Raw genomic sequence first — 19096 nt, 5'->3', positions numbered from 1 at the left:
CCAGTGCAACACCGGGGCGGGTAAGATGTTTAGTTACGGACTGACGGGGCTTCGACCGAGAGGCCGTTGCCGCGCGAGGCCACATAAAGCTCAAGCGCGATGAACTCTGGGCTTCCGGGATTGTAAGTTTCGGCGCGGGTGTCACGCACGCACCCCTTAAAGCGGCCATGAGCGGTCGTCAGCTTGGCGTTTTTCAGGCGATACACCGGGAAACCATTGGTCTGGCCCTGGCTGAGGTGGTCCGAGCGGATGCGGTTGCCATAGTTTTCCTCATGGCAAGACGCACAGCTGAGATCCAACTGACCGGTGCGCGTGTAATAAAGCTCTTTACCCTCTTCCCAAGTTGCCTCGGCCGGACCGTCAATGGCGACATTCATTGGCATGCCGCGCGACTGAACGGAAATCAAAGCTTCCATGCGCGCCATTTTTGAGCCAGACTTTTTCCAAGCTTCAGCCCCCATGCCATCGGTGAGGCAGTCGTTGATCTGCATCTCCATGGTATAGACGGTTTCCTTGGCATCGTTCCACTTTGGGTAAACCGTGCGGACGCCAACCATGCTTTCTTCAACATCGCCGTGGCACGAGGCGCAGGACTTGTCCTTGCTGCCCATCACGGTGTTCCAGTCGTCCATCGCCTGTTCGACAAAGATCATACCGGGGTTGTCAAAGTCGTCGGCCTGCATGATCTGAGTCTCGTCCGAGCGGAAGTGCCAGCCCGAAATGATCTCGTCAACATCATCTGCCAAGTGTGCCGGGGCGGCGGTCTTGGTAACCATGGTAATCTCGTCATTGACGATCAACTCGTCATCATCTGCTTCGGCCGATGCCATGAACGGCGCCGAGATAACCAATGCAGCAATCGCTGTCATTGCCTTGAATTTCATCGCGTTTCCTCCCTGAGTGTCACCTCGCCCCGCGACAGGGCAAGGTGCTTTTGGTGGGTGCATCGGCCGTTTAGCCGATAGCGACTTTCTTGGCTGTGTCGTAGACGTCGCCGTCATCGTCGTACCAGGTGAACTTGAATTCGCCGGCCTCAGGCACGGTCGCATCAAATTCAATGTAGGGGTTGGTCGAGATCGCCGGCTCAAGGGTCACGTCGATCACCGACTCACCGTTAAACTCACAGGTGAAACGGTTGATGATCGAGCGAGGGATTACGTTGCCCTCTTTGTCCTTGCGCTGACCCGATTCCATTTTATGTGAAATCAGGGTCTTGATGGTGATCGCCTCACCAGCTGCTGCTGTCTTTGGGACCTTAACGCGGGGTTTTACACCAGATGCCATGTTTCCATTCTCCTCTGATTAGCCGCCGCAGCCGCCGATGGTGACTTTGATGGTCGAAGCGGCCTGAACGAAGCTGCCGTCGGCCATTTTGGCGATGGCCACGACATCTTGCGTGCCTGCCAGACGAATACGGGTCGAGGCTGCCTGTGAGGCAGCTCCGGCGCCGAAGTTAAAGGTCACGACGCCCGGAGTTGGGTTGCCGGTCGCCAGAACCGTGATGGCAACAGCACCCGGTGCGCTGACACCGATTGGCACAGTGTTGCCGTTCTCGGCGATTTCCGGCGCGGTCAGCTCGATGCCGCCTTCGCCAACCTCTGCGCCACCGGTGAATGCGGCAATCGCCTCGTCGGCGGCAGCGTGCACACGGAATGGAAGCACAGTCAGTGCTGCGGCCCCTACCCCGAGTGCCAGAGTTTCACGTCTTGTGAAGTTCATCTGTATCTCCTTGGAATTAAAGTCTCGTTCGATCACTCGTCTTTGAGAGTCATCAGGAACGCGACCACGTCTTCGATTTCTTGCGCGCTCAAAAGCGGATCCAGCGGGCCATCAGGCGCCTTGCCGGTATAGGCTTTGCCAGGACGGGTGAAGCCGTCGACCTTGTAGTAGGCGGGCATCACTGTGCCGTCATAAGTGCGTTTGGCGTCCGACAGGATGCCACGCAGTTCGGCTTCGTTCCAGCGATCTGCCACACCATCCAGCATCGGACCAACCTCTCCATGGAACGGAGCGTCATTCAGGGCTGTGACTTCGTGGCAGGCAATACAATTGCCTTGTGATTTCGTTTTCATGATCTTGGCGCCGTTTGTCGGATCGCCCGCCATGCCGGAAAGAGATGCTTGCACAGCACCATCCTCGGTGAACGTAACGTCCGCAGGAGCAACCTTGCCCCCCGCAAAAGCAGCGCCAGCTGCGAATGTCGCTGCCAGTGTCAGAGTTGTAAGCTTCATGTTTCCTCCCTCGGGCTACCTGTGTTCGCCGGTAAGCTCGGTGTACCGTAGTCGACCGTCTATACTGAACGCAACAACAAATTCATAGAAATGAATTATTGAGTGTATTTTTGGAAAAAGAGGCAGGCTTTCCACATGTTATAAATGCATCAAAGCCTGCGCAACAATACTCCACGGGCGAGTCAGTGACCATCCCCATCGTTGCGCTCGCGAATCATACGGGCGTGGTAACGCTGGAAATCCTCTTCAGATTGATCGATGTAACGTTCTTCCAGAACCCAGGTCAGCATGTCGTTGGTCGTACCACCCTTAAAGGCGCCGGGCAGCACCGCGACAGCCTGCTGCATGGCGGACTTATCGGGATCCACTTCGGGTGGAAGGAAGATCATCGTGGGCGTGAACATCACCCCCCATTTGCGCGCCGCTGCACGTTCCTCAAGCGCTTCGCCATCGGTGTCAGTCATTTCGTTCGCACCATAAAGATCCAACTGGATCGGGAAGTAATCCTCTTCCAGCATCTTCATGACACGCGGGTCGAGAAACGCATCTTCATGCATCGCCTTGCAATAGATGCAGCCGCGCTGTTCGATGATGAGAACCACGCGTTTTCCTTCGGCGTTCGCCTCTTCAAAGTCTTCCTGCAGGTCCTTGAAAGTGTCTCGGAACCAGTGGGTTTTGTGCAGCCCATCGTCGCCCAGTTCGGCGACCACGACCGGCGCGCCAATCACAAGCGCGGCCAGCATCATCATGAGTTTCTTCATCTTGTTTCCTCCCGTTGAGTTCAGGTCAGCCAAGTCCCGTCATGCCCGGAAAATACCGGATCATTAGGTCAGCGATGCGATTCACGGTGTTGGTGGCGATCAAGAGCGCAAAGAGCAACAGCATGCCTCCCATCACCTTTTCCACATAAGGCAAGTATTTGCGGTTGCGGTGCATCCAGCGCAGGAATGGCCGGGCAAAGAGCGCAGCGATGATAAAGGGCGCGGTCATGGCAAGGCCATAGACCATCAGCAAGAGTGCGCCGCGCCACAGATCACCCATGCCCGAGGCCACCATCAGGATCGAGGCCAGTGCCGGGCCGACGCAGGGCGTCCAGCCAAAGCCAAAGGCCAGTCCCATGACATAGGCACCAAGAACGGTGGTGGGTTCCGTCTGGGTTTCAATGCGGGCCTCGCGATACAAGAGACCGATGCGGATCACCCCAAGAAAGTGAAGACCAAATATCGCGAGGATACCGGCCGCTACATAAGAAAGCGGCTGCTTCCACTGGGCAAAGGCCTGCCCTAGTGCGGTCGCCCCCATGCCCAGCAACACAAAGATTGTGGTTACACCCAGCGCAAAGAATATCGCCGAAATTACAAGGCGTCTCTGCGCACCCGGAGCAATGGCGCCATCACCCTGCAATTCGGACATGGAAATCCCGGCCATATAGCACAGATAAAACGGCACCATCGGCAGAATGCATGGTGTAAAGAATGAGAGCAGACCAGCCAGCGCAGCACCCGCAAAGGATATCTCGAGCATGTCACTCTCCTTGATTTATGCACATATTCATATTATGTTGTGCGTTATGCGTTCGTCAATCAATGGGTTTCGTTGCATGCGTCGTTTTCTTTCCGCTACGTCAGTTTTTCTGGCGACCGCCATGCCCGGATGGGCGGTGGAATTGGTCATGGTCGAACAACCGGGGTGTTATACTTGCAAGCAATGGAACGCTGAGATCGCCCCGATCTATCCCAATACCGAAGCCGGAGCCATGGCGCCTTTGCGCCGCGAACAACTCAATCACCGCCCGGATGACCTGACCTATGACCGCGCGGTGAACTATACACCGACCTTTATCCTGATCGAGGACGGGCAGGAAATTGCACGTCTAGAGGGGTATCCGGGTGAGGATTTCTTTTGGTGGCACATTGAAAACCTGCTGACTGAGCATGCTGGATTTAAGGGCGCAACCAAGTAAAAACGCGAAATACCGTGGCCAAGGCGCGACACTCGGTCTAGGTGAAAACGCACCAGAAGCCAGCGAAGGTTTCATTTGATACCGGTTTGATTTATGGCGCAGTTAAACCGGGCGGCATGAATAAGCGCCAAACAACGGGAAACGCGGCGATCTGGCATTAGAACCGGGGCCGCGAAAGAGACGCCCACGACCGCGGGCGACGAGAAAAGGATGTACCATGGCACTTCCGGTGTTCAAGGACGATATCAGCGATGAAGAGATGGACCGCATGGTGGATAATGCCACCACGGCGTCGAACTTCCTCAAAGCCATCAGCCACGAGGGTCGACTGATGATCCTTTGTCATCTTGTCAGCGGTGAAAAATCTGTCACCGAACTGGAAGAGTTGATCTCGGCGCGCCAGGCCGCGGTCTCGCAACAGCTCTCGCGCCTTCGTCTTGAAGGGCTGGTGATCCCGCGTCGGGATGGCAAAACCATCTATTACCGTTTGGCAGATCACCGTCCACGGCGTATGCTGGAACTGGTCTACGATCTGTTCTGCAACGACGACAGTTGAACTCACCCCCGATCTGGACCGTCGCACCGTTTCGCGAAGAGAGGTCCTGATCATGCAGGCTTTGCTCGATACTATCGGAGACAGCAACACCGTCGCGCTGATGGGCGCGCTGGGTGGCATACTATTGGGGCTGGCGGCCCGGATAGGCCGGTTTTGCACGCTCGGCGCCATCGAAGACCTGCTTTATGGTGGGTCTTCTCAACGCATGCGCATGTATGTGCTGGCAATCGGTGCCTCGATCGTAGGCGCATTTTCCCTGATTGGCGCGGAACTGTTAGAGGCAGAGTTGTCCTTTTACTATTCCATTCGCTGGATGCCGCTGGCCGGTGTACTGGGCGGGTTGATGTTCGGCTATGGCATGGCGCTTGCCGGCAATTGCGGATACGGCGCGATTGCCCGGCTTGGCGGCGGTGATCTGCGGTCATTTGTTATCGTTCTGGTCATGGGCGTGTCAGCCTATTTCGTTTTGGCAGGTCCGCTCGCTCCATTGCGCAACTGGGCCTTTCCTCAGATCGATGTCACGGCCCCGGTACCGCCCGGCATTGCCCATCAGATCGGCGCATTTACCGGAATGTCTCCTGTCCCCATTGGAATTGCTATCGGCTTGGCCATCATGATCGGCGCGCTGGCATCCCGCGAATTCCTGAAAGACGCAGGCGCGATTTTCTGGTCGCTTGTGGTTGCGGTCGCCGTGGTGTCCGGTTGGGCAGGCAGCCAATGGGTAACGACCAATGGATTTGACGCTCTACCTGTTGTTTCGCACAGTTTCTCAGCCCCCGTCGGAGAGACCATATTGTTTGCGATGAACGGATCGGTACGCCCCCTGTCCTTTGCCGTGGGCTCGGTGGGTGGCGTCTGGTTAGGGGCCTTTATCGGCTCGACGGTCAAAGGCCACTTCCGGTGGGAAGCCTGTGAAGACCCGCGCGAACTGCGCCGCCAGATTTTTGGGGCCATCGTTATGGGCATCGGCGCCATCCTCGCCATTGGCTGCACCGTGGGACAGGGCCTGACGGCCTTCTCGCTTCTGGCGTTCTCTGCACCTGTGACGTTCTTGGCAATCTTTGCCGGAGCCGCAGTCGGGTTGCGCCAGCTGATCGAAGGCTTTCAGCCTGCTGAGTAACCATTTGGGGATGTCTGATGCGCAGCTATGACGAGCTTTACGCCATTGCCAGCGAGCGTAAGGGTGGCAAAGACGCTCTGGAAACAATGATCTCCTTGCCCGATCCCAATGTCACGGAAATGCCAGAAGATCGTTGGCTGGCCACCATGACCAAATGCATCTTTCAAGCTGGATTTAACTGGAAGGTGATCGAGAATAAATGGGATGGATTTGAAGCCGCGTTTCACGGCTTTGACGTCGATCGATGCGCGTTTTTGCATGACGAAGACATGGATCGCCTGATGTCCGACAAGGGCATTGTGCGAAACGGCCCCAAAATCCGCACCATCATCGACAACGCCCATTTCCTACAATCCATGCGCGATCAGGGTGGTGCCGGCAAAGTCTTGGGGGGATGGCCTTCGACCGATTTCATCGGCCTGTTGGATTACATGAAAAAAGACGGTGCCCGACTTGGGGGGATGACCGGACAATACGCCATGCGCTTTGCCGGTCGCGATGCCTTCATTCTCAGCCGCGACGTCACCGGTCGGTTGATCGCCGAAGGGGTGATCGACAAACCGGCCTCATCCAAAACCGCGATGAAGGCCGTCCAGGCGGCGTTCAACACTTGGATGGATCAATCGGGCCGTGGCCTGACCGAGATCAGCCGTGTCCTGGCCTTTACCCTCTAAACTCGGCGCGCTTTATTGTTGAAGCGTCTCCAGATAGGAGAGCAAAGCAGCCAATTGCCGAGGCGTGGGCGTTAGAACGCCATCGTCGGTTTCGACCGGAACTGTATCTCCTGACAGCAAATCCCCAAAGGTCGGCATTGCCGCCTGAGCGGTTTCGTCAGAGGCATAGCCATCGATTTTGCTCAACACCGCAGACACCGGAAACGCGCCGCCATTGTCGGCAGATAACGTTGACAGGTCGGCAGGCGCAGGGTTCATTGTTGCCGCCAATCTTCCGTCACCTTGCCCCGAACTTCCGTGGCAAGCCTCGCAATTGGCCTCATAGACGCGTTCGCCTTCGATCTGATCGGGCATGTCTGTAGACGTACAGGCCCAAAGGACGCCCGCCGCGAGAAACAGGATTACACGCCACTTCATTGCTGGATGCCTTCCAAATAGGCCACGAGGTCGGCAATTGGCCGACTTGTCATAATCGGCTGGCCTGATTTCGTTTTCAACGCTGCAGCGCCCCCCTCAAAGAAATGCCCATACACCGGCATTGGGCTGCCATGCGCCACCAACGGGTCACGGCCATCAATACGCTTTATCACCCGCTCGTAGGGGAATGCGCCCTCATAACGTGACACCAGCGACGTGAGATCTGATGGCTTGATGGTCATGACCCCAGCCATTGGCCCCTGTCCATCTGCATCAACGCCGTGACACGCAGCACAATGCTCGAGAAAAAGTGCGGCCCCCTCTTCGGCATCCATAGCCCAAAGTGGTTGAGCCATCATCACCAATACCACTGTAGCGCTTAACGAAACTCGCATCTTTCTCCTCCTAAATCTGCACGTCATCCTAGATCTGGATAGACTCCAGATAGGTTAACAGCGCTTCAAGCCGATAGTCGGCCAATGTGCCAGTTCCTGCAACCTCGGAAAACTCTGGCATCGCGCCACTGAAATGTTCACCTCGACCACTGCCAATAATGGCCTCACTCACCCTGAGGCGAGGAAAGTCACCGCCGTTCACACGGCTCAGTGTGGTCAGATCAGGTGGCAAAATCAAAAGCTTATCGACAAAATCGCCGTCGCCCTGCCCAGTTGGCCCGTGGCACATGCTGCAATGCTTGTCATAGACCGATTGACCCATCGCAGCGTTTTGCGCGCAGGCCACAAGCGCTCCTGTCATCACTAAGATCCCCAACACGCCGAATGCGATCCTCATGGCCTTCTCCTACCTGCTACACCTCGATCCTAAACGAACCATAACAACTCACTTTGATTCCGATCATAGGCAGGTGACAAGCAGGCGAACAACCGCCATTCTCGGCTCAATGACCCGAATGAGGATGACATGGCCCTAACCCCAACCGATGCACAAAAGATCTTTGAGGACAATTTTGCTCCGTGGGTCCAAGCCCTGAATCTGACAATCACAGAGATTGATCCATCTGGCGCGACGCTGACCATGCCGATCACACCCGATCTGGCCCGAGTAGGGGGTATTATTTCGGGTCAAGCGCTGGCGGCCATGGCGGACACGGCCATGGTGTTTGCGGCATTCGGCCACCTGCAAGAGCCACGTCCGGTTGCCACCACCAATCTCGACACGCAATTTCTGCGCCCCGGCACTGGCGATACCATTCAATGTCGCGCAGAAATTGTCCGCGCCGGGAAAGCATTGATCTTCGCCCGTGCCACAATGACATCCTTGCCCTCTGGCAAGGACGTCGCCACAGCCACCGCCACATTCTTTGTACCCTGAGGTTCATCATGTCCCAGACGTTCCAATATGCCCTGATCATGTTGCTTGCCGGGATCGGTATCCCGGTTCTCGCAGCACTCAACGCAGCCCTTGGTCAACGGTTGGGCCATCCCTTTGCCGCTGGCGTCGTGTTGTTCTGTGTCGCACTTTTAGCGGCGGTTCTGGTGCTGTTCTTAAGCGGAAGTGCCAGCCATTTGGCGGGGTTAAGCGCCGCCCCAAAGCATCTGTTTCTGGGGGGTTTTCTGGTCGCGTTCTACGTTCTGTCGATCACCTGGGTCGCACCAAAGTTTGGCATCGGCAATGCGGTTTTCTTCGTGTTGCTTGGACAATTGATCTCAGCCGCCGCGATCGACCATTTCGGATTGTTCGGCGCTCAGATCAGTCCCTCGTCACTTGCGCGGGCCGGTGGCATCGCGCTGATGGCCGCAGGAGTTTGGATGACACAAGCGGCCTGAACGTTAGTCGGCCGCAACCCGACCATTCTCAAGCCTCAGAACGCGATCCATACGGGCGGCAAGCTCAAGATTGTGGGTCGCAATCAAGGCGGATAAGCCCGTTTCACGGACCAATTGCATCAAGGCTTTGAACACCTGATCCGATGTTCCGGGATCCAGGTTACCCGTTGGTTCATCCGCCAGCAAAACTCGCGGCGCATTGGCCAGAGCACGGCAAAAGGCAACACGCTGCTGTTCGCCTCCTGACAAGGCCGCAGGCCGGTGATCGGCACGTTTTTCCACGCCAACACGCGTCAGCAGATCATGCGCCCGCGCCTCGGCGGCGGCACGCGGTACTCCAGCGGCGAGTTGCGGAAGAACGATGTTTTCAAGTGCATTAAACTCTGGCAGCAAGTGATGGAATTGATAGACAAAACCTACATCCTGTCTGCGCGCGATTGTGCGCCGCCGGTCGGATTTCTCGCTGAAGGGCTGCCCGGCGATTTCCACCACACCACTATCGGGTTGGTCCAGCAAACCGGCGATATGCAAGAGCGTTGATTTCCCTGCACCCGAAGGCGCAACCAGCGCCACAACTTCCCCAGCCTCAAGGCTTAAATCAACACCCCGAAGTACATTGACTTCGCCCGGCAAGCCCTTGTTATAGCTTTTTTCCAACCCTTCTAGGCGCAACACCAAGTCACTCATAGCGCAGGGCCTCCACCGGATTCAGACGCGCTGCACGGCGTGCTGGGAAGATTGTCACGATAAATGACAAACCCAGGGACAGGCCGACGGCACTCAAGACGTCAAACAGTTCCAGCTTGGCCGGGAGGTGATAAATCCCGCGAATAGCCGGATCCCAGGTTCCGCCACCCATAATGAAGTTTACGAATCCGAACACGGGATCGATATAGATTGCAAAGAGACATCCCAGCGCGACGCCGAAAAGAGTACCAAGACAACCCGTAAAGGCCCCACAGATAAAAAAGACTCTGAGCACCGACCCTTCAGTCAGTCCGACAGTGCGCAATATTCCGATGTCACGGCCCTTGTTCTTTACCAACATTATCAGGCCAGACACGATATTCATCGCCGCAATCAGCACAAGGATCGACAAGATGATGAACATCACGTTGTCTTCCACCTCCAGTGCCCGAAGAAAGCCGCCTGACGCATCTCGCCACGTCCACAAAAGCGTTCTATCACCTCCAACACGGATCAGATCCAACATCAGCGTGTCAACCGCTTCCGGCTCTTCAACCATCACTTCAATTTCGTCGGCTACACCGTCGCGATTGAAATAGTTCTGCGCCTCTGCAAAAGGCAAATATGCCCGTGTTCGGTCGATGTCATAACGCCCAGCAGAGAAGATATAGACGACCTCATAAGCGTTGATGCGCGGCGAGGTTCCGAATGCTGTTTTAACCCCATTGGGCGAGATCAGTTTGATCTTGTCACCAACGATGGCCCCCAATTCCCGCGCGACGCCGGACCCAATCGCAATGCCCTGATCGAACCGTTCGATGTCCCCTCGACCTGTTTCGGGATCGGCTATGCGTGGAAGCTCCTTTAGGTTTTCCAGTGCGATCCCATAGACTTCCACGCCAGAGTTGCGGCTACGCAGATTGGCCATGACCTGACCTTTGACCAAAGGAGCTGTACGGACCACACCGTCGACCTGACGCAGTCGTTCCGCCATCTCTTGATAGTCGGCGATGGTCCTGTCGATACGGCCAGCGGAATCTACAATACCGGACTGGTACACAGTGACATGGGCGTTGGCACCTAGGATCGTGTCGACAAACTCGGCCCGGAACCCGGACCGCACGGCCAGCGTAGCAATCAACGCAAACACCGCCAGCGTGATGCCAATCAGGCTGATCCACGTCATGACACTGACACCGCCTTCGGTGCGCCGCGCGCGCAAGTAGCGCCACGCGATCATCCATTCAAATGGCGCGAAAGGAGGGGGGGTGCCTGCCATGACTGCTCCGGCTTGTGATTGCGCGCAACCTAGTGAGAGGCCGTTGCCGGGTCAAGCCAACGTCAGCCCGCATGACCACAAGAAACAGCTGCCGATACATCAGCTTTTGCCCAAAACAAGAAGGGGCGCACCAAGCGCCCCTTCTTCATCTTGTGAAAATGCTTCCTGCGAGAGGCGTATCCCGAGGCCCCAACAGGGGCCGAGACAAACCTGCGCGCCCCTTGGGGCGCACATTTGGCTTACAGTCCGCGCACCATGTGGCCCTGGTAGATTTCGGCCACTTTGGCCACGGCCTGTTCCGGCGGCATCTCTTCGCTTTCACCCGTGCGGCGACAGGTCAGTTCAACCACACCGTTCTTCAAACCACGCGGCCCCACGGTGATGCGCCATGGCAGACCAATCAGGTCCATCGTGGCGAATTTGCCGCCTGCCCGCTCTTTGCGGTCATCGTAAAGAGGCTCAAGGCCCAGCGCAGTCAAGGATTTGTAGAGTGCGTTGCAGGCGGCATCCGCCTCGTCATCACCCTGCTTCAAGTTCACGATACCGCAATGGAACGGGGTCACGCCTTCGGGCCAGATGATGCCCTTGTCGTCGTGGCTGGCTTCAATAATTGCACCCAACAGGCGCGAGACGCCAATCCCGTGCGAGCCCATGTGCACGGGCGTAGGCTTGCCATCCGGCCCCTGAACTGTGGCGCCCATAGCTTCGGAATACTTGGTGCCGAAATAGAAGATTTGCCCAACTTCGATACCGCGTGCAGTGCGGCGACGGTCTTCAGGCACCTGACTGAACAGAGCCTCGTCATGGGTTTCATCGGTCCGAGCATATTTCGAGGTAAACTCTTCCAACACACCGGCGCATTGCGCGTGATCGTCATAGTCGATCTCACGGTCACCAAACGACAGATCGGTGACGGCGCTGTCATAAAAGACTTCTGACTCGCCTGTATCGGCCAACACCAGGAATTCATGCGTGTCATCGCCGCCGATGGGGCCGGAATCGGCGCGCATCGGGATCGCCTGAAGCCCCATACGCTCGTAGGTCCGCAAATAGCTTACCAAGTGGCGGTTATAGGCGTGCAGCGCGTCTTCTTTGGTCAGATCAAAGTTGTAGCCGTCTTTCATGTAGAACTCGCGCCCCCGCATCACGCCAAAGCGCGGGCGGATTTCATCGCGGAACTTCCACTGGATCTGATAGAGGGTCAGCGGCAGATCCTTGTAGGATGACACATGGCTGCGGAAGATGTCCGTGACCATTTCTTCTGCGGTGGGCGTATACAAAAGATCGCGTCCGTGACGATCCTGCATCCGCAACATCTCTTGTCCGTAGTCATCGTAGCGCCCAGACTCCCGCCAGAGGTCGGCGCCCTGCAGGATCGGCATCTGGATCGGAATATGGCCCGCGCGCATCTGCTCTTCGTGCACGATGTTTTCAATTTTGCGTAGCACTTTGAAGCCCATCGGCAGCCACGAATAAATACCAGCCGATTGCTGTTTGATCATACCGGCGCGCAGCATGTAGCGGTGGCTCACGATCTGAGCCTCGGAGGGCGTTTCTTTCAGAACGGGCAGAAAATAGCGGGAGAGGCGCATGTGTTCACTTTCTCATTGCATCCGATCGGGCCCTTGTTGGGCTCGCGTATTTGTCGCTCAGCGGTTTAGGCCAGCCTGCCCGCCCTGACAAGCGCGAGAGGTCTGGATTTTCGCAAAACAAGTGACAGAACGCCCTCAATAGTGTCAGATCGACCGTATTGCTTGGGTGCAAAGGGTATTTTGAACCAGACGAGGTATAGATTTGGAACCCGTGATTTTCACGTATGAGATGGCCGTCGTGTTGGCCGTATTGGGATTAACCGTATTTCTGTTTGTGTCAGAGTGGATCCGTATCGATCTGACAGCGATCCTGATCCTCGTGATTGTCGGCTTGTTATCCTACGCGCCCGGTCTTGAAAATCTTGCCGATGTAAATCTCTTGTTCGACGGGTTCGCCTCAAACGCCGTGATTTCCATTATTGCAGTCATGATCCTCGGATCAGGCTTGGACAAGACCGGGATCATGAACAAAGTTGCCGCCAAAATCCTGAAGGTTGGCGGCGGCACCGAAGCCCGCATCCTGCCGATTGTCTCAGGCACAGTCGGGGTGATTTCGTCTTTCATGCAAAACGTTGGTGCCGCCGCACTTTTCATGCCTGTGGTCAGCCGGATTTCGGCCCGGTCCGGCATTCCCCTGTCGCGCCTTTTGATGCCGATGGGTTTCTGCGCCATTCTGGGCGGCACCATGACGATGGTGGGGTCTTCGCCGTTGATCCTTTTGAACGACCTAGTGCGTTCGGCGAATGACAACCTGCCCGCAGACATGCAGATGGAAGAATTCGGACTGTTCTCGGTGACGCCAATCGGTTTTGTCCTAATCATCTCTGGCATCCTCTACTTCCTCTTGCTGGGACGCTGGGTGCTGCCCAACACAGAATCCCTGTCGGACGCAACTTCGGGCAAGGACACCAAAGACTACCTGAAACGCGTCTATGGGATCCGTGCAGATGTTTTTGAGGTTGAAGTGCCAGAGGACAGTGACCTGGTTGGGCAAATCATTGCGGATATCAACCACGAACATCACCTTTACATCATCTCGACCAGCTATCGCGGCAAGGTTTCTATGCTGCAAATCCTGACCGCAGAAATCGCCGCTCCCTGCCGATTGGCCATCATCGGCAAGGGCCGCGTTGTCGAGGAGTTTGCTGAGTCTTACGGGCTCAAAATCCTGCCTCAGCTTGAGGTATTTTCCGAAGAATTTGCCCTGACAAATGCCGGGATTGCCGAGTTGGTGATCCCGCCCGACAGCGACATGATCGGCAAATGCCCACGTGAATTGCAGTTGCGCAAAGCGACAGGCGTTTCCCTCTTGGCCATTCACCGGGGGGAGGACACGCTCAGCCATGTGCAGACGCCCGAACATGAGCCAACCCAAATTGGTCTGGTCAAGTTTCAGGCCGGCGACATGCTGGTGGTGCATTCCAGATGGGAAGCCCTGACCAAGCTTAAGCAAAATTCCGATCTTATCGTTGTGACGTCAGACTTCCCTCAGGAAGAACTGCGCCCGCAAAAGGTGGGATGGGCGGTGACGTTTTTCCTGATCTCTTTGTCGCTGATCCTGTTCTCGGATGTACGTTTGTCCTTGTGCCTACTCACAGGAGCTGTGGGCATGTTGCTGACCCGCGTTTTGTCGATTGACGAAGCGTACCGCGCAGTGGGGTGGAACACGGTCTTTCTTTTGGCCTGTCTGATCCCCTTGGGGCAGGCTGTACAGAATACAGGCACGGCGGCCTGGATCGCTCAGAGCGTTTTGAGCGTACTCGATGGGTGGCCGATCTGGGCGCTTCAGACTGGCGTCGCTATTCTGGCCACCGGGTTCTCGCTGGTAATGTCGAACGTAGGCGCGACCGTTCTACTAGTCCCATTGGCAATATCGATTGCTGTGGCGGCGGGTGGAAACCCGGCAATTTTTGCCCTGACGGTCGCTATCTCGACGTCAAACAGTTTCATCATTCCGACCCATCAGGTGAACGCGCTGGTCATGGGTCCTGCGGGCTATAAGGTCAAAGACTTCATCCGATCCGGCACGATCATGACCGTGATCTTTCTTGTGGTGTCGCTGGTGATGCTAAACGTCGTGTTCTAGGCCATTCAGGCCGTAAACCGATCCGACGCCATCAACCGATCATAGTTTTCGTCGTCAAACGGCATCTCTGCACCCTTGTCGATATCAAATAGGGTGCGCTCAACTGTAGTCAGCGGGCCAAGATAGACATGTAACCCATTGCAGGGAGTCTCAGACACGCAAGACACCGAATGAATGGCACTGGGGCCAAACGACAGCGTGTCCCCGGGGCCCAGAAAAACATCCGAACTTTTGCGCAAGCCGCCAGACGGATCAGCTTCAAAGAAATCATTGCGTTCACGGCCACGAAAAACGCCGATTGTGCCCGAGACTTGGTGATCATGCGCAGGCACAGACATGCCAGGGTGAAAGTGGCAGTACCAAATTGACACGGTTTCATCCTCGAACAGGATGACGTCTTCGCCCGGATCGCCAAAAGTGTTCGCGGCCCTTTCCGGGTCTGCAACCAAGGTTTCAACAATGGTCCTAACGTCTTTGATCGGCGTTTTTCCGGCGGCAGCAGCCCGCAATTGGGCCACGATGGTGTCTACGCTCATCGCCTGATCCTCTTCGGCTGGACGGGTGTCAGGGCCACTCAAGCACGGCAATGGCACCTTGGTCCAGCCGTTTACCCTTGCCCCCAACAGCTGCATGGGCAAAAACTGACCCATTGCGAGTGTGAGAGGGCATCATGGCACTACCAGTCAGACAACAGGTTACCTATTGGGGCATTGCAATGGCATTGTTCGCAATGGCGCTTTGGTACCTTGGGGACATCATGTTGCCCTTTGTTATGGGAGGCGCGATTGCGTATTTTCTGGATCCGGTCGCTGATCGATTAGAGAAAATGGGCCTTTCCCGGGTGATGGCAACAGCTGTTATCACACTGGTGTCGCTGATGATCGCGGCGATCGTGTTGGTCGCGATTGTGCCAATGCTGATCGAACAAACCATCGCCTTGGTCGAGCTGGCGCCGCAATTTTCGCGTGATTTCATGACCTTCATCAACACGAGATTCCCGGACCTTTTGAAAGAAGGATCTGTTGTACAGCAGTCTTTGATTTCTCTCGGTGACGCCATCCAGGAACACGGCGGTGACCTGTTGCAGGGTGTGCTAACGTCGGCGGTCTCCGTGATCAACATTGTCGCCCTTATGGTGATTGTGCCGGTTGTGGCGTTTTATTTGCTGCTGGACTGGGACAACATGGTGGAAGTTGTGGACAGCCTCTTGCCCCGCGATTATGCGCCAACGATCCGCCTTTTGGCGCGCCAAGTCGACCACACCTTGGCTGCGTTCATTCGCGGCATGGGGTCGGTTTGCATGATGCTGGGCGCCTATTATGCCATCGCACTGATGCTGGTGGGGCTGCAATTTGGATTGGTTGTGGGCTTTGTGGCAGGGGCTTTGACGTTCATCCCCTACGTCGGGGCCTTGATCGGCGGCGCGCTGGCCATAGGGCTGGGCTTGTTCCAGTTCTGGGGAGACTGGGTGTCGCTGGGGCTGGTCGGCGCGATTTTTGTCTTTGGCCAGGTGATCGAAGGCAATGTCCTCACCCCCAAGTTGGTCGGCTCGTCCGTAGGCTTGCACCCGGTTTGGCTGATCTTTGCTTTGTCAGTATTCGGAGCGCTATTCGGTTTTGTCGGGATGTTGATCGCCGTACCGTTGGCCGCTGCGATAGGTGTGTTGGCGCGGTTCTTTATCGCGCAGTACAAAGGTTCAAAGCTCTACACGGGTCTTGCCGGCATGGCACCGCTCGAGACAGACGACGTACAAGACGAGTAATATGGCCGAGCAACTGAATTTGACTTTACCAGTGCGTACCGCGCTGGGACGGGATGACTTTTTTGTAAGCCCGGCCAATGCAATGGCATTGGGGCTTGTTGAAAGCTGGCCCAATTGGCCAGGCGGCAAACTGGTGATCGCAGGGCCGCATGGCGCTGGCAAAACGCACCTTGTGCATGTCTGGGCCGCCCTCTGTGATGCCAGGATTGTTGCCGCAAGTGACCTGACCCAAGACCTGATCCCTGACTTGAGCCAAAGCCCGGTTGCGGTTGAAGATGTCCCGGAGATTGCCGGTAACGCTGAGGTCGAGGCTGCATTGTTTCATCTACACAATCTGACCCTGGCCGAGGGGCACACCCTGCTTTTGACCGGCGACCGCGACCCCAAACACTGGGGACTGACTTTGCCGGACCTCAACAGCCGTATGCAGGGCACCACCGTTGCAACTCTGGATCAACCCGACGACACATTGTTGACCGTAGTGCTGGCTAAACTGTTCAACGACCGCCAGCTGACACCTCACCCAGATACGATCCCCTATTTGGTGCGCCAGATGGATCGTTCGTTTGAGGCCGCACAATCACTGGTGTCAGCGCTAGACCACCTATCCCTGAGCGAAAAGCGCCCCGTCACCCGCGCATTGGCCAAAAGGGTTCTGGACGCGTCAACAGGTTAGCGTCTGGGACTGGACTTCCTGCAAAAACAGGCAGATACTGCCCGTCCCTTCATGTTTTTGTGATCCTCAGATGGCAGAGTTCGTCCATGACCCATGCTGACTTTTTGAAATCCGATTTTCCGACCCCTGTTGATCTGCCCGACATCGATCTGACCGGTCCGGGGCGGTTCTATAACCGCGAGCTAAGTTGGCTGGGGTTTAACTGGCGGGTGCTGGAAGAAGCCGAAAACCTGAGGGTTCCATTGCTCGAGCGGCTGCGGTTCCTGTCGATCTCGGCAACCAATCTGGACGAGTTCTACACCGTTCGTGTCGCAGGCCTGCGAGAATTGCAACGCGAAGGTCACACCAACCCGGCACAAGATGGCCTGAGCCCCACGGATCAATTGCTGCTGATCAACGAAGACGCACGCAATCTGATGATGGCACAGCAACGCGTGTTTGGCGTTCTGAAGCAAGAGATGGAAGCCGAAGGCATCCTCTTGTTGGATCACGAAAACATTGACGAGCAGGATCGGGATTTCCTGTCTGACGTCTTTATGAATCAGGTGTTCCCAATCCTGTCGCCACTGGCCATTGATCCGGCACATCCGTTCCCATTCATCCCAAACACAGGCTATTCACTGGCCCTGCAACTGGAGCGGAAGAAGAACAAGAAAGGGCTAAAAGCCCTGCTGCCAATTCCCCATCAGATTGACCGCTTTGTGCGCCTGCCTTCGCGCGATGGCACCCAGCGCTTCCTTCCGCTGGAAGACCTCTTGCTGTTGCACCTCGACAGTCTGTTCCCTGGATACAGCACCAAGGGACATTGTACCTTTCGGGTTTTGCGTGACAGTGATCTAGAGGTCGAAGAAGAAGCCGAAGACCTCGTGCGCGAATTTGAAGTCGCGCTAAAACGGCGGCGTCGGGGTGAGGTGGTGCGGCTCAAGATGTCGGCCAATGCGCCTCAGTCTTTAAAAAACACCATCATGCATGAATTGCATGTCGACCCTGAGGAAATGGTCGAAATCGAAGGTATGATTGGCGTCTCAGACCTGAGTGAGCTGGTATTGGACGAGCGCCCCGATCTCTTGTGGCCGTCTTTCGCGCCACGTGTACCAGAGCGCGTGCAGGACCACGACGGCGATATGTTTGCAGCGATCAAGCAAAAGGACATGCTGCTGCATCACCCTTATGAGACCTTTGACATGGTCGTGCGGTTCCTCAAACAAGCGGCGACAGATCCCAACGTGCTGGCGATCAAACAAACGCTCTATCGAACTTCAAAATACTCTCCCATCGTGGAGGCGCTTTGCGAAGCCGCAGAAGATGGCAAGTCGGTCACCGCGCTGGTCGAGTTGAAGGCCCGGTTTGACGAGGCCGCCAACATCCGCCAATCGCGACGTTTGGAACGTGCCGGCGCGCATGTCGTCTATGGTTTTACCGAGTGGAAAACCCACGCCAAAATCTCGACCGTGGTGCGCCGTGAAGGCGATAAGTTGGTGACCTATACTCACTATGGAACCGGCAACTATCACCCGATCACGGCCAAGATTTACACCGACCTTAGCTTTTTCACCTGTGATGCCGCCCTTGGGCGGGATGCGACCAAGGTGTTCAACTATTTATCCGGCTATGTTCAGCCCGAAAAACTCGAAAACATCGCGATCTCACCGCATTCGTTGAAATCAACGCTGATTGAGCGAATTCATGACGAAATCGCACATGCCAAGGCTGGCAAGCCCGCCCAGATCTGGGCCAAGATGAACTCGCTGATCGAGCCCGAGGTCATCGACGCGCTTTATGCCGCCAGCCAGGCCGGCGTGAAAATTCACCTTGTTGTGCGTGGCATCTGCGGGTTGCGCCCCGGCGTGAAGGGTCTCAGCGAGAACATCCGGGTCAAATCGATTGTCGGCCGCTTTCTGGAACACTCGAGAATTGCCTGTTTCGGCAACGGCTATGGCCTGCCATCCAAAAAGGCGCGGGTCTATATCAGTTCCGCTGACTGGATGGGCCGCAACCTCAATCGCCGAGTTGAAACGCTTGTCGAGGTCGGCAATGCCACGGTCAAAGCGCAGATCGTCAGCCAGATCATGGCCGCGAATCTCGCGGATGTCGCCCAAAGCTGGGTGATGAACCCGGATGGGTCGTTTGACCGATGTGTTGTCCCCGAGGGAGAGTTTGCGTTCAATTGCCACAGGTTCTTTATGGAGAACCCTTCCCTGTCTGGGCGCGGATCGGCTGGCGCGTCGGATGTGCCCAAACTGACGCACACCGAAGATTGACCCAG

23 protein-coding genes are annotated in these 19096 nt (G+C 56.2%); 10 read left to right on the top strand and 13 right to left on the bottom strand.

Going from position 1 to position 19096, the window contains the following annotated elements; genetic code table 11:
• Positions 1 to 29: 29 nt before the first annotated feature.
• The 6 genes from soxA to Q0932_RS08530 all read right to left on the bottom strand — a co-directional run bounded on the left by soxA (position 30) and on the right by Q0932_RS08530 (position 3755).
• The gene (gene soxA, locus Q0932_RS08555; RefSeq protein WP_299351371.1) at positions 30 to 884 is read right to left on the bottom strand and encodes a sulfur oxidation c-type cytochrome SoxA; all 855 of its coding nucleotides are present in this window, start codon (positions 882 to 884) and stop codon (positions 30 to 32) included.
• A gap of 70 nt (positions 885 to 954) precedes the next feature.
• Positions 955 to 1284 (bottom strand): thiosulfate oxidation carrier complex protein SoxZ, encoded by a 330-nt coding sequence (gene soxZ / locus Q0932_RS08550; RefSeq protein ID WP_299351369.1) that lies wholly within the window; start codon positions 1282 to 1284, stop codon positions 955 to 957.
• A gap of 18 nt (positions 1285 to 1302) precedes the next feature.
• Positions 1303 to 1719: a thiosulfate oxidation carrier protein SoxY gene (gene soxY, locus Q0932_RS08545; RefSeq protein WP_299351368.1), complete on the bottom strand. Its 417-nt coding sequence runs from the start codon at positions 1717 to 1719 to the stop codon at positions 1303 to 1305.
• A gap of 32 nt (positions 1720 to 1751) precedes the next feature.
• On the bottom strand, positions 1752 to 2231 hold the full coding sequence (gene soxX / locus Q0932_RS08540; RefSeq protein WP_299351366.1) for a sulfur oxidation c-type cytochrome SoxX: 480 nt from the start codon (positions 2229 to 2231) through the stop codon (positions 1752 to 1754).
• A gap of 182 nt (positions 2232 to 2413) precedes the next feature.
• Positions 2414 to 2992, bottom strand: a complete 579-nt coding sequence (locus tag Q0932_RS08535) for a thioredoxin family protein (RefSeq protein WP_299351364.1) — start codon at positions 2990 to 2992, stop codon at positions 2414 to 2416.
• Positions 2993 to 3017: 25 nt separating this feature from the next.
• Complete coding sequence (locus Q0932_RS08530) at positions 3018 to 3755, bottom strand: cytochrome c biogenesis protein CcdA (RefSeq protein ID WP_299351363.1); 738 nt, start codon at positions 3753 to 3755, stop codon at positions 3018 to 3020.
• A 76-nt stretch (positions 3756 to 3831) separates the two neighbouring features.
• Here Q0932_RS08530 and Q0932_RS08525 point away from each other — a divergent pair, with 76 nt between their 5' ends.
• The 4 genes from Q0932_RS08525 to Q0932_RS08510 all read left to right on the top strand — a co-directional run bounded on the left by Q0932_RS08525 (position 3832) and on the right by Q0932_RS08510 (position 6544).
• A complete protein-coding gene (locus tag Q0932_RS08525) occupies positions 3832 to 4194 on the top strand; it encodes a hypothetical protein (RefSeq protein WP_299351361.1) in 363 nt (120 codons plus the stop codon).
• A 217-nt stretch (positions 4195 to 4411) separates the two neighbouring features.
• On the top strand, positions 4412 to 4750 hold the full coding sequence (locus Q0932_RS08520; RefSeq protein WP_299351359.1) for a metalloregulator ArsR/SmtB family transcription factor: 339 nt from the start codon (positions 4412 to 4414) through the stop codon (positions 4748 to 4750).
• 61 nt (positions 4751 to 4811) lie between these two features.
• Positions 4812 to 5870, top strand: coding sequence for a YeeE/YedE family protein (locus Q0932_RS08515; protein WP_299351461.1), 1059 nt, complete (start codon positions 4812 to 4814; stop codon positions 5868 to 5870).
• A gap of 17 nt (positions 5871 to 5887) precedes the next feature.
• Positions 5888 to 6544: a DNA-3-methyladenine glycosylase I gene (locus Q0932_RS08510; RefSeq protein ID WP_299351357.1), complete on the top strand. Its 657-nt coding sequence runs from the start codon at positions 5888 to 5890 to the stop codon at positions 6542 to 6544.
• Between the two features lie 12 nt (positions 6545 to 6556).
• Here the strand turns inward: Q0932_RS08510 and Q0932_RS08505 are convergent, their stop codons facing one another.
• Genes Q0932_RS08505 through Q0932_RS08495 form a run of 3 tightly spaced genes read right to left on the bottom strand, consistent with a single transcriptional unit; the run spans position 6557 to position 7753 of the window.
• Positions 6557 to 6961 carry a cytochrome c gene (locus Q0932_RS08505; protein ID WP_299351355.1) on the bottom strand — a complete coding sequence of 135 codons (405 nt, stop codon included), beginning with the start codon at positions 6959 to 6961 and terminating at the stop codon, positions 6557 to 6559.
• Positions 6958 to 7356, bottom strand: a complete 399-nt coding sequence (locus Q0932_RS08500; RefSeq protein ID WP_299351353.1) for a cytochrome c — start codon at positions 7354 to 7356, stop codon at positions 6958 to 6960. The genes Q0932_RS08505 and Q0932_RS08500 overlap by 4 nt, the downstream gene beginning before the upstream one ends.
• A 28-nt stretch (positions 7357 to 7384) precedes the next feature.
• Positions 7385 to 7753 (bottom strand): cytochrome c, encoded by a 369-nt coding sequence (locus Q0932_RS08495; RefSeq protein WP_299351351.1) that lies wholly within the window; start codon positions 7751 to 7753, stop codon positions 7385 to 7387.
• 129 nt (positions 7754 to 7882) lie between these two features.
• On the opposite strand from Q0932_RS08495, the gene Q0932_RS08490 reads away from it, so the two are divergent.
• Together Q0932_RS08490 and Q0932_RS08485 are read left to right on the top strand one after the other, a co-directional pair.
• Positions 7883 to 8293, top strand: a complete 411-nt coding sequence (locus Q0932_RS08490) for a PaaI family thioesterase (RefSeq protein ID WP_299351349.1) — start codon at positions 7883 to 7885, stop codon at positions 8291 to 8293.
• A gap of 8 nt (positions 8294 to 8301) precedes the next feature.
• A complete protein-coding gene (locus tag Q0932_RS08485; protein ID WP_299351347.1) occupies positions 8302 to 8748 on the top strand; it encodes a DMT family transporter in 447 nt (148 codons plus the stop codon).
• 3 nt (positions 8749 to 8751) lie between these two features.
• Here the strand turns inward: Q0932_RS08485 and Q0932_RS08480 are convergent, their stop codons facing one another.
• From Q0932_RS08480 to proS, 3 genes are all read right to left on the bottom strand, one after another.
• Positions 8752 to 9435, bottom strand: a complete 684-nt coding sequence (locus tag Q0932_RS08480) for an ABC transporter ATP-binding protein (RefSeq protein WP_299351345.1) — start codon at positions 9433 to 9435, stop codon at positions 8752 to 8754.
• Positions 9428 to 10714 (bottom strand): lipoprotein-releasing ABC transporter permease subunit, encoded by a 1287-nt coding sequence (locus Q0932_RS08475; protein ID WP_299351343.1) that lies wholly within the window; start codon positions 10712 to 10714, stop codon positions 9428 to 9430. The genes Q0932_RS08480 and Q0932_RS08475 overlap by 8 nt, the downstream gene beginning before the upstream one ends.
• A 239-nt stretch (positions 10715 to 10953) precedes the next feature.
• Positions 10954 to 12306 (bottom strand): proline--tRNA ligase, encoded by a 1353-nt coding sequence (proS, locus tag Q0932_RS08470; protein ID WP_299351341.1) that lies wholly within the window; start codon positions 12304 to 12306, stop codon positions 10954 to 10956.
• A gap of 202 nt (positions 12307 to 12508) precedes the next feature.
• Between proS and Q0932_RS08465 the strand changes: the two genes are divergently transcribed.
• On the top strand, positions 12509 to 14392 hold the full coding sequence (locus Q0932_RS08465; protein ID WP_299351339.1) for an SLC13 family permease: 1884 nt from the start codon (positions 12509 to 12511) through the stop codon (positions 14390 to 14392).
• A gap of 5 nt (positions 14393 to 14397) precedes the next feature.
• Here the strand turns inward: Q0932_RS08465 and Q0932_RS08460 are convergent, their stop codons facing one another.
• Positions 14398 to 14928 carry a hypothetical protein gene (locus Q0932_RS08460; protein ID WP_299351337.1) on the bottom strand — a complete coding sequence of 177 codons (531 nt, stop codon included), beginning with the start codon at positions 14926 to 14928 and terminating at the stop codon, positions 14398 to 14400.
• A 134-nt stretch (positions 14929 to 15062) separates the two neighbouring features.
• Between Q0932_RS08460 and Q0932_RS08455 the strand changes: the two genes are divergently transcribed.
• The 3 genes from Q0932_RS08455 to Q0932_RS08445 all read left to right on the top strand — a co-directional run bounded on the left by Q0932_RS08455 (position 15063) and on the right by Q0932_RS08445 (position 19091).
• Complete coding sequence (locus tag Q0932_RS08455; RefSeq protein ID WP_299351335.1) at positions 15063 to 16154, top strand: AI-2E family transporter; 1092 nt, start codon at positions 15063 to 15065, stop codon at positions 16152 to 16154.
• Position 16155: 1 nt separating this feature from the next.
• On the top strand, positions 16156 to 16830 hold the full coding sequence (locus tag Q0932_RS08450; protein ID WP_299351333.1) for a DnaA/Hda family protein: 675 nt from the start codon (positions 16156 to 16158) through the stop codon (positions 16828 to 16830).
• Between the two features lie 86 nt (positions 16831 to 16916).
• Positions 16917 to 19091, top strand: coding sequence for an RNA degradosome polyphosphate kinase (locus Q0932_RS08445; RefSeq protein WP_299351331.1), 2175 nt, complete (start codon positions 16917 to 16919; stop codon positions 19089 to 19091).
• Positions 19092 to 19096 lie beyond the last annotated feature (5 nt).

It is taken from the genome of uncultured Shimia sp. (genome assembly GCF_947498095.1).
Classification (GTDB): Bacteria; Pseudomonadota; Alphaproteobacteria; order Rhodobacterales; family Rhodobacteraceae; genus Shimia.
The sequence above is the reverse complement of the archived record's forward strand: the minus strand, read 5'-3'. Positions and strand labels throughout refer to the sequence as shown.

Excerpts from the sequence above, each read along its gene's own strand:
- soxA (WP_299351371.1), bottom strand. The coding sequence starts at position 884 with ATGAAATTCAAGGCAATGACAGCGATTGCTGCATTGGTTATCTCGGCG.
- soxZ (WP_299351369.1), bottom strand. The coding sequence starts at position 1,284 with ATGGCATCTGGTGTAAAACCCCGCGTTAAGGTCCCAAAGACAGCAGCA.
- soxY (WP_299351368.1), bottom strand. The coding sequence starts at position 1,719 with ATGAACTTCACAAGACGTGAAACTCTGGCACTCGGGGTAGGGGCCGCA.
- soxX (WP_299351366.1), bottom strand. The coding sequence starts at position 2,231 with ATGAAGCTTACAACTCTGACACTGGCAGCGACATTCGCAGCTGGCGCT.
- Q0932_RS08535 (WP_299351364.1), bottom strand. The coding sequence starts at position 2,992 with ATGAAGAAACTCATGATGATGCTGGCCGCGCTTGTGATTGGCGCGCCG.
- Q0932_RS08530 (WP_299351363.1), bottom strand. The coding sequence starts at position 3,755 with ATGCTCGAGATATCCTTTGCGGGTGCTGCGCTGGCTGGTCTGCTCTCA.
- Q0932_RS08525 (WP_299351361.1), top strand. The coding sequence starts at position 3,832 with ATGCGTCGTTTTCTTTCCGCTACGTCAGTTTTTCTGGCGACCGCCATG.
- Q0932_RS08520 (WP_299351359.1), top strand. The coding sequence starts at position 4,412 with ATGGCACTTCCGGTGTTCAAGGACGATATCAGCGATGAAGAGATGGAC.
- Q0932_RS08510 (WP_299351357.1), top strand. The coding sequence starts at position 5,888 with ATGCGCAGCTATGACGAGCTTTACGCCATTGCCAGCGAGCGTAAGGGT.
- Q0932_RS08505 (WP_299351355.1), bottom strand. The coding sequence starts at position 6,961 with ATGAAGTGGCGTGTAATCCTGTTTCTCGCGGCGGGCGTCCTTTGGGCC.
- Q0932_RS08500 (WP_299351353.1), bottom strand. The coding sequence starts at position 7,356 with ATGCGAGTTTCGTTAAGCGCTACAGTGGTATTGGTGATGATGGCTCAA.
- Q0932_RS08495 (WP_299351351.1), bottom strand. The coding sequence starts at position 7,753 with ATGAGGATCGCATTCGGCGTGTTGGGGATCTTAGTGATGACAGGAGCG.
- Q0932_RS08490 (WP_299351349.1), top strand. The coding sequence starts at position 7,883 with ATGGCCCTAACCCCAACCGATGCACAAAAGATCTTTGAGGACAATTTT.
- Q0932_RS08485 (WP_299351347.1), top strand. The coding sequence starts at position 8,302 with ATGTCCCAGACGTTCCAATATGCCCTGATCATGTTGCTTGCCGGGATC.
- Q0932_RS08480 (WP_299351345.1), bottom strand. The coding sequence starts at position 9,435 with ATGAGTGACTTGGTGTTGCGCCTAGAAGGGTTGGAAAAAAGCTATAAC.
- Q0932_RS08475 (WP_299351343.1), bottom strand. The coding sequence starts at position 10,714 with ATGGCAGGCACCCCCCCTCCTTTCGCGCCATTTGAATGGATGATCGCG.
- proS (WP_299351341.1), bottom strand. The coding sequence starts at position 12,306 with ATGCGCCTCTCCCGCTATTTTCTGCCCGTTCTGAAAGAAACGCCCTCC.
- Q0932_RS08460 (WP_299351337.1), bottom strand. The coding sequence starts at position 14,928 with ATGAGCGTAGACACCATCGTGGCCCAATTGCGGGCTGCTGCCGCCGGA.
- Q0932_RS08455 (WP_299351335.1), top strand. The coding sequence starts at position 15,063 with ATGGCACTACCAGTCAGACAACAGGTTACCTATTGGGGCATTGCAATG.
- Q0932_RS08450 (WP_299351333.1), top strand. The coding sequence starts at position 16,156 with ATGGCCGAGCAACTGAATTTGACTTTACCAGTGCGTACCGCGCTGGGA.
- Q0932_RS08445 (WP_299351331.1), top strand. The coding sequence starts at position 16,917 with ATGACCCATGCTGACTTTTTGAAATCCGATTTTCCGACCCCTGTTGAT.